Origin of the sequence: Catenulispora pinisilvae (genome assembly GCF_015356865.1) — a bacterium.
Taxonomy (GTDB): Bacteria; Actinomycetota; Actinomycetes; order Streptomycetales; family Catenulisporaceae; genus Catenulispora; species Catenulispora pinisilvae.
On the sequence record NZ_JAAFZA010000562.1, the window covers coordinates 1 to 661 of the forward strand.

Below are 661 nucleotides of genomic sequence, written 5' to 3' on the forward strand. Positions count from 1 at the left end.
GTTCGGGCCGGGGTCGGCGGTGCTGCCGGGCGGCGTGGCAGGGTGCCGGGTGTGGCCTCGGGTGCCGGGGCTGTGGAGGTGGGTGCCGCCGGGGTTGATGTGGCCTCGGTGCGGTCGGCGATTCTGGCTTCGTGGCAGCGGTGCCGGGCCGGTGGGTTGGGGCCCGAGGATGTGGATCTGCCCTATGAGCCGGACATGGGGGACGAGGAGCTGCTGTTGCGGGCTTCGGCGCCGGTGTTGGAGCGGTTGCACGGGCTGTTGAGTGATTCGCCGGTGTGTGTCGTGTTGGCGGACGCCGCGGCGCGGGTGTTGGTGCGGCGGGCCGGGGAGCCGGGGTTGAACCGGCACTTGGACGCCGTGCAGTTGGCTGAGGGGTTCAGTTATCTCGAGGCCGATGCCGGTACCAATGGCATCGGGACGGCTTTGGCTGAGGGCCGCGCCTCGGTGGTGCTGGCCGGGGAGCACTTCGCCGACCGGTTCCTGGCCTTCGCGTGTGCGGGGGTGCCGATCCGGGATCCGTTCAGCGGCCGGATCCGGGGCGTCGTGGACCTCACCTCGTGGCGCCGGGACGCGAACCCGCTGATGGCGGCGTTGGCGGCGGAGGCCGCGGAGAACATCGAGCTGCGCCTGTTGGAGCAGTACTCGGTGAAGGAGCGGGCGC

At 71.7% G+C, this 661-nt stretch carries 1 pseudogene; it reads left to right on the forward strand.

The window, feature by feature from the left end:
* Window positions 1-51: 51 nt before the first annotated feature.
* Window positions 52-661: pseudogene (locus tag IZR01_RS49425) on the forward strand (hypothetical protein); the annotation flags it as partial.